We start from the raw sequence: 6723 nt of genomic DNA on the forward strand, positions 1-6723 counted from the left end.
CGCCACGGTCGCGGCGCTCGCCGCGCTCCTCGCCGCCCTCGCGCGGACGGCGCGCGCCGACCTGCTCGGTGATGTCGGCACCCGTCGCCTGATCGACCACGCGCATGGACAGCTTCACCTTGCCGCGCTCGTCGAAGCCGATGACCTTGACCTTCACCTGGTCGCCTTCCTTGACGATGTCGGTGGTCTTGTTCACCCGCTCCTGCGCCAGTTCGCTGATGTGGACGAGGCCGTCCTTGGCGCCGAGGAAGTTCACGAAGGCCCCGAATTCGGCGGTCTTCACGACCTTGCCGTTGTAGATCACGCCGATCTCGGGCTCGGCCACGATGCCGCGAATCCAGTCGATCGCCTTCTGCGCGGCCTCGATGCTGGTCGCCGCCACCTTGATCGTGCCGTCATCCTCGATGTCGATCTTGGTCCCGGTCTGCTCGGTGATCTCGCGGATCACCTTGCCGCCCGAACCGATGACGTCGCGGATCTTGTCCTTCGGCACGTTGATGACCGTGATGCGCGGCGCGGTCGCGGCGACATCCGTCCGGTGCCCGGTCAGGCCCTTCGACATCTCGCCCAGGATGTGCAGGCGGCCTTCGCGCGCCTGCTCCAGAGCGATCTTCATGATCTCGAAGGTGATGGACGTGATCTTGATGTCCATCTGCAGGCTGGTGATGCCCGTCTCCGTTCCCGCGACCTTGAAGTCCATGTCGCCGAGATGGTCCTCGTCGCCGAGGATGTCGCTCAGCACCGCGAAGCCGCGATCCTCCTTGATCAGGCCCATGGCGATGCCGGCGCAGGGGCGCTTCAGCGGCACGCCCGCATCCATCAGGGAGAGCGAGGTGCCGCAGACGGTCGCCATCGAGGAGGAGCCGTTGCTCTCCGTGATCTCGGAGACGACGCGGATCGTGTAGGGGAACTTTTCCTTCTCCGGCAGCAGCGGGTGGATGGCGCGCCACGCCAGCTTGCCGTGCCCGACCTCGCGACGGCCGGGGCTGCCCATGCGGCCCGTCTCGTTCACGCTGTAGGGGGGGAAGTTGTAGTGCAGCATGAAGTCCTCACGGTACTCGCCCGTGAGGGCATCAACGATCTGCTCGTCCTGCCCGGTGCCGAGCGTGGCGACGCACAGCGCCTGCGTCTCGCCGCGGGTGAACAGCGCCGAACCATGCGCGCGCGGCAGCACGCCCACCTCGGACATGATCGGGCGCACCGTGCGCGTGTCGCGCCCGTCGATGCGCTTGCCGGTGTCGAGGATATTGTTCCGGACGACGTCCGCCTCCAGCTCCTTGAGCAGGCCCTTGGCCGAGGCGACGTCCGCGCCCTCGGCTTCCAGGGCGGCGACCACGGCCTTCTTGACCGCGCCGACCTTCTCCTGCCGCAGCAGCTTCTGGGTTTCCGTGTAGGCCACCGCCATGTCGGCGCGGCCGAGATCGGCGATGCGCGCCTTGAGCGCCTTGGTCGCCTCGCTTTCCTCCGGCAGGGGCCAGGGCTCCTTCGCCGCGACCTCGGCGAGCGCGATGATGGCCTGGATCACCGGCTGGAAGGACCGGTGGCCGAACTCGACGGCGCCGAGCATGACCTCCTCGGTCAGCTCGCTCGCCTCGGATTCCACCATAAGCACGCCTTCGGCCGTGCCGGCGAGGACGAGGTCGAGCGCGCTCGCCTTCCGCTCCTCGGCGGTCGGGTTCAGCACGTATTGGCCGTTCACGTAGCCCACGCGGGCGCCGGCGATCGGGCCGAAAAAGGGAATGCCCGACAGCGTCAGCGCCGCGGAGCAGCCGACCATCGCGACGATGTCGGCCTCATTCTCCATGTCGTGCGAGAGCACGGTCGCGACGACCTGCACCTCGTTGCGGAACCCGTCCGGGAACAGCGGGCGGATCGGCCGGTCGATCAGGCGGGAGGTCAGCGTCTCGAACTCGGACGGACGGCCTTCGCGCTTGAAGAAGCCGCCGGGGATCTTGCCCGCGGCGAAGGCCTTCTCCTGGTAGTTCACGGTCAGGGGGAAGAAATCCTGGCCCGGCTTCACCGACCGCGCGCCGACGGCGGTGCACAGCACGATGGTGTCGCCCAGGCGCGCAAGCACGGCGCCATCGGCCTGGCGGGCGACCTTGCCCGTTTCCAGCACCAGGGTCTTGCCGCCCCAGGGGATTTCCTTACGGAAGTAGTTTTCGAACATCTTGCGTCCTCTCGGGTGCGGCGCGGGCGCCGCACAGGCCATGCGCACCCGTCCTTCGCGGGCGCCGGCATGGCGGATGGGGCCTGGGCAGGCCCCGGGAGCGACGCGGAGGGCGGAACAGGTGCGACCTGACGAACGCCGGGAGGAAGGGCCGGGGTGTCGGCGTCTCGGGCGGCATGGGGTGGGCCCATCGCGCGGGCGCGACGGGAAGGCCGCCCATGTGGCCGGAAACGCCGCGCCGGTCCAGGCTCCGGGGCACGCGGTGTTCGCTGTTTGCCCGCCGCGGTCGCGGCGGTCGAGCGCGGCACGGCGATCGGCCGGGTCGCACCCGGGCGGTGATATGGCGCAAATGGCGGCAGAGCGCCACCGGAAACCACACGCGGTGCGTGCGGGGCTTGCCGGTGCCGGGGGAGGGGCTAAGCCGCAAGCCATGACCGAGACCGACCCCCGCCGCTTCGCCCCCGCCGCCGCGCGCAACCGGGACCCCATCCTGGCCGCGCTCCGCCGCTGCCTGCCCGACGCAGGGATGGTCCTGGAAGTGGCGAGCGGCAGCGGCGAACACGCGGTTCATTTCGCCGCCGCCATGCCGGCCCTGGCATTCCAGCCGAGCGACGCGGACCCCGAGGCACGGGCCAGCATCGATGCCTGGGCGGCGGAGGCCAGGCTGCCCAACATCCGGCCGGCGATCGCGCTCGATGCCGCCGTCCTGCCCTGGCCGGCCACCGCGGCCGATGCCGTGCTGTGCATCAACATGATCCACATCGCCCCCTGGGCCGCTTGCGAGGGGCTGGTGCGCGGCGCGGCGGCGCTTGATGCCATGCTGGTGCTGTATGGCCCCTTCCGGCGCGGCGGTGCGCATACCGCGCCCTCCAACGAGGCCTTCGACGCCGATCTGCGTGCCCGCGACCCGTCCTGGGGCGTGCGGGACCTGGAGGCGGTGGCCGCGCTGGCCGCCGCGCAGGGCTATGCCGCGCCGGAAGTCGTGGACATGCCCGCGAACAACCTGATCCTGGTCCTCCGCCGCCTCGACGCCGCGGCCGCCGGCGCGCGATAGTCCCGGCAAGCGAGGAGACGCCCATGTCCGACCTGCCGCGCACCGTGCGCATCACCGAGGAAGGCCCCCGCGAGGGCTTCCAGATCGCGGCAACGCCGGTGCCGACGCAGGACAAGATCGCGCTGATCGATGCGCTTTCGGCCACCGGCGCGCCGCGCATCCAGGTCGCCTCCTTCGTCAGCCCCAAGCGCGTGCCGGGCTGGGCGGATGCGGATGAGGTGGTCGCCAGCTTCGCGCCGCGCGCGGGCGTCGCCTACACTGCCCTGTGGTTCAACGCGCAGGGGCTCGAGCGCGCCCTCGCCTTCAAGGACCGGCTGACGCTGCATGGCTCCGTCACCGTCGCGGCGTCGGAGGCCTTTTCGCTCAAGAACCTGAACCGCGACCGGGCCGGGCAGATCGCCGCGCAGCGGGAGACGATCGCCGCCCACCAGGCCGCCGGCGTACCGGTCACGCGCGTCTCCGTCCAGGCGGCCTTCGGCTGCAACTTCTCGGGCGATGTCGCGCCCGCGCGCACCATCGCCGCGGTGGCGGAAGCGATGGCGCTGGCGGAGGAGACGGGCTGCGCGATCGAAAAGATCTCGCTCGCCGACACGATGGGCTGGGCCAATCCCCTTCTGATCGAGCGCGTGGTGGGGGAGGTGCGGTCCCGCTGGCCGGCACAGGCCGTCTCGCTGCACCTGCACGACACGCGCGGCCTCGGCATCGCCAACGCCATGGCCGGGCTGCGCATGGGTGTCGCGGAGTTCGACGCGGCGGTGGGCGGCGCGGGCGGCTGCCCCTTCGCCGGGCATGCCGGCGCGCCGGGGAACATCGCGACGGAGGAACTCGTCCTGCTGTGCGAGGAGATGGGGATCGCGACGGGGATCGACCTCGATGCGCTGATCGCGGCGGGGCATCTCGCGGAACGTGTGCTGGGGCGGACGCTGCCATCCGCACTGCTGCGGGGAGGGTCGCTGGCGGGGTTCCGGGCAAAGGCGCGGGCGGCGTGAAGCGCGACGCGCGGCGCCCCGCCTTGCAGGATCGGGCAGCAGGTATTGGTTTCCAAAGGCCTTTCGGCCTTTGGTGGGGAGGTCCGGAGGGGCAAAGCCCCTCCGGCGAACAAGGAACCGTTCCATGACGTCCCTCCCCCTCGCAGGCATCCGCGTCGTCGAATTCTCCCACATGGTCATGGGCCCGACCTGTGGCCTGGTGCTGGCAGACCTGGGTGCGGAGGTCATCAAGATCGAGCCGCGCGGCAAGGGCGACCGCACGCGCTTCCTCACCGCCTCCGGCACCGGCTTCTTCCCCGCCTTCAGCCGCAACAAGAAATCCGTGCAGCTGGACACAGAGGAGGAGGCCGACCTCGAGACGCTGAAGCGCCTGATCGACACCGCCGACGTGGTGCTGGAGAATTTCCGCCCTGGCGGGCTGGAGGCGAAGGGCCTCGGCTATGCCGCGCTTTCGGCGCGCAATCCGCGGCTGATCTATCTCTCGCTCAAGGGCTACCTGCCCGGCCCCTACGAGAACCGTACCGCCTTGGATGAGGTGGTGCAGATGCAGTCCGGCCTCGCCTACATGACCGGCCCGCCGGGTCGGCCGCTGCGTGCCGGCGCGCCGGTGAACGACATGATGGGCGGGATGTTCGGTGCGATTGCGATCCTCGCCGCGCTGCGCCAGCGGGATGCGACGGGGCGCGGCCAGCACCTGCAGTCGGGACTGTTCGAGAACGCGGCCTTCCTCGTCTCCACCGCGATGCTGCAGCAGGCGATGACGGGCAAGGACCCTACGCCAATGCCCGCCGGCCGCCGCGCCTGGGGCGTCTACGACGTGTTCGACACGAAGGACGGGCAGCAGATCTTCGTCGGCGTCGTCACCGACCGGCAGTGGGAGATCTTTCGCCGCGAATTGCGGGAACCCGCGCTGGAAGACCCCGCCTATGCCACCAACACCGACCGCGCATCGCGGCGGGAGACGCTGATCCCGCTGGTGCAGTCGCTGCTGGCCAAGCACGACGCCGCGGCGATCGAGGCGATGTGCGAGCGGGCTGGCCTGCCCTTTTCCCGAATCGCGAAGCCCTGGGACCTGTTCGCGGACCCGCACCTGCTGGCCAGCGGCGGGCTGCTGCCCATCACCCTGCCGGATGGTCGCGCGGGGTCGGTGCCGGCGCTGCCCGTGACCTTCGACGGCGCGCGGCTCGGCGTGCGGCACGACCTGCCGAAGCCCGGCGAACATGACGAGGAGATCCTCGGGCCGCTCCGCGCGGCACGGGACGCGGCGGAGTAGCGGCGCGTGGCTTGCGTGCGCCAAGGCCATGGACCACATCGACGCCATGGCCGGACCGATCCGCTTCACGCTCAACGGGCAGGACATCGCGCTGCCTGAGGGCACCTCGCCCACCGTCACGCTGCTCGACTGGCTGCGCGGCCCCGGACGCCTTCCCGGCACCAAGGAAGGCTGCGCGGAAGGCGACTGCGGCGCCTGCACGGTGGTGATCGAGGAAGGGGCCGCGCGCATCCCGGTCAATGCCTGCCTGATGCTGTTGGGCCAGGCGGCGGGACGGGCGATCCGCACGGTGGAAGGGCTTGGCCCCGACCATCCGGTGCCGCGGGGGCTGGCGGAGAGCGACGGCACGCAATGCGGCTTCTGCACGCCGGGGATCGTGATGTCCGCCTGGGCCTGGACGCGCGAGGGCGGGGAGGTGCACGAGGCGCTGGCCGGGAACCTCTGCCGCTGCACCGGCTATCGCCCGATCCTGGATGCGATGGCCGCGATGGCGGATGACGGTGCCGCCGCGCCGGCCGCCGCACTCGCGCCGACCGATGTCTCCACCGCCGCGCAGCGCTTCTTCCTGCCGCGCGCGCTGGAGGACGCCGTCGCGCTGCGCGCCGCGCATCCGGATGCGTGGATCCTGTCCGGGGGCACGGACCTGGGTCTGCGCGTGTCGGAACACCGCGAAGCGCCCGAGGCGGTGATCTGCCTGCTGAACGTGGCGGAGATGCAGGCGCTGGCGGTCGATGCGCGCGGCATCACGGCCGGCGCGGCGGTGTCCTATTGCCGGCTGCTCGCCGCCTGCGACGATGATTTCTCCCCCTTCGCGCGGCTGCTCGCGCGGCTCGGGTCGCGGCAGATCCGCGGGCTGGGCACGCTCGGCGGCAATCTCGGCACGGCGAGCCCGATCGGGGATTGCCTGCCGCCGCTGATCGCGCTGGGGGCGATGGTGACGCTCGCCTCCCCACGCGGGCAGCGCATGATCGCGGTGGAGGATTTCATTACCGGCTACCGGACGAACGCGCTGGCGGCGGATGAGGTCATCGCGTCCGTGCACATCCCGCGCCCGCCTGCCGGCGCCCTGCTCGCCTGCGAGAAACTGTCCAAACGCCACGACCAGGACATCGCGACCGTCGGGCTGTCCGTGCTGCTGGAGTTCGAGGATGGCGCGGTGCGCTCGGCGCGCATCGCCCATGGCGGCTGCGGCCCGCGCGCGGCGCGTGCGAGGGCGGCGGAGGCGGCGCTGCTCGGC

General features: G+C 71.1%; 5 protein-coding genes. 4 read left to right on the forward strand and 1 reads right to left on the reverse strand.

Annotated features, from left to right (window positions below; translation table 11 throughout):
* Nucleotides 1–2170: polyribonucleotide nucleotidyltransferase (gene pnp, locus HW577_RS17830; protein ID WP_198377493.1), on the reverse strand; the 2170-nt coding region annotated here is incomplete at its 3' end.
* A 430-nt stretch (nt 2171–2600) separates the two neighbouring features.
* On the opposite strand from pnp, the gene HW577_RS17835 reads away from it, so the two are divergent.
* The 4 genes from HW577_RS17835 to HW577_RS17850 form a co-directional block, all read left to right on the forward strand.
* Nucleotides 2601–3224 (forward strand): DUF938 domain-containing protein, encoded by a 624-nt coding sequence (locus HW577_RS17835; protein ID WP_198377494.1) that lies wholly within the window; start codon nt 2601–2603, stop codon nt 3222–3224.
* 23 nt (nt 3225–3247) lie between these two features.
* Nucleotides 3248–4213, forward strand: coding sequence for a hydroxymethylglutaryl-CoA lyase (locus tag HW577_RS17840; RefSeq protein ID WP_198377495.1), 966 nt, complete (start codon nt 3248–3250; stop codon nt 4211–4213).
* A gap of 124 nt (nt 4214–4337) precedes the next feature.
* Complete coding sequence (locus tag HW577_RS17845; protein ID WP_198377496.1) at nt 4338–5486, forward strand: CaiB/BaiF CoA transferase family protein; 1149 nt, start codon at nt 4338–4340, stop codon at nt 5484–5486.
* Between the two features lie 28 nt (nt 5487–5514).
* Nucleotides 5515–6723 (forward strand): FAD binding domain-containing protein (locus tag HW577_RS17850; RefSeq protein WP_232475029.1); only part of this gene is annotated, 1209 nt, incomplete at its 3' end.

The sequence above is a fragment of the Neoroseomonas rubea genome (genome assembly GCF_016106015.1).
Taxonomy (GTDB): Bacteria; Pseudomonadota; Alphaproteobacteria; order Acetobacterales; family Acetobacteraceae; genus Neoroseomonas; species Neoroseomonas rubea.

What these genes read in the sequence shown, in the direction of transcription:
- HW577_RS17845 (WP_198377496.1), top strand. Translation starts at nt 4,338, where the DNA reads ATGACGTCCCTCCCCCTCGCAGGCATCCGCGTCGTCGAATTCTCCCAC.
- HW577_RS17840 (WP_198377495.1), top strand. Translation starts at nt 3,248, where the DNA reads ATGTCCGACCTGCCGCGCACCGTGCGCATCACCGAGGAAGGCCCCCGC.
- HW577_RS17835 (WP_198377494.1), top strand. Translation starts at nt 2,601, where the DNA reads ATGACCGAGACCGACCCCCGCCGCTTCGCCCCCGCCGCCGCGCGCAAC.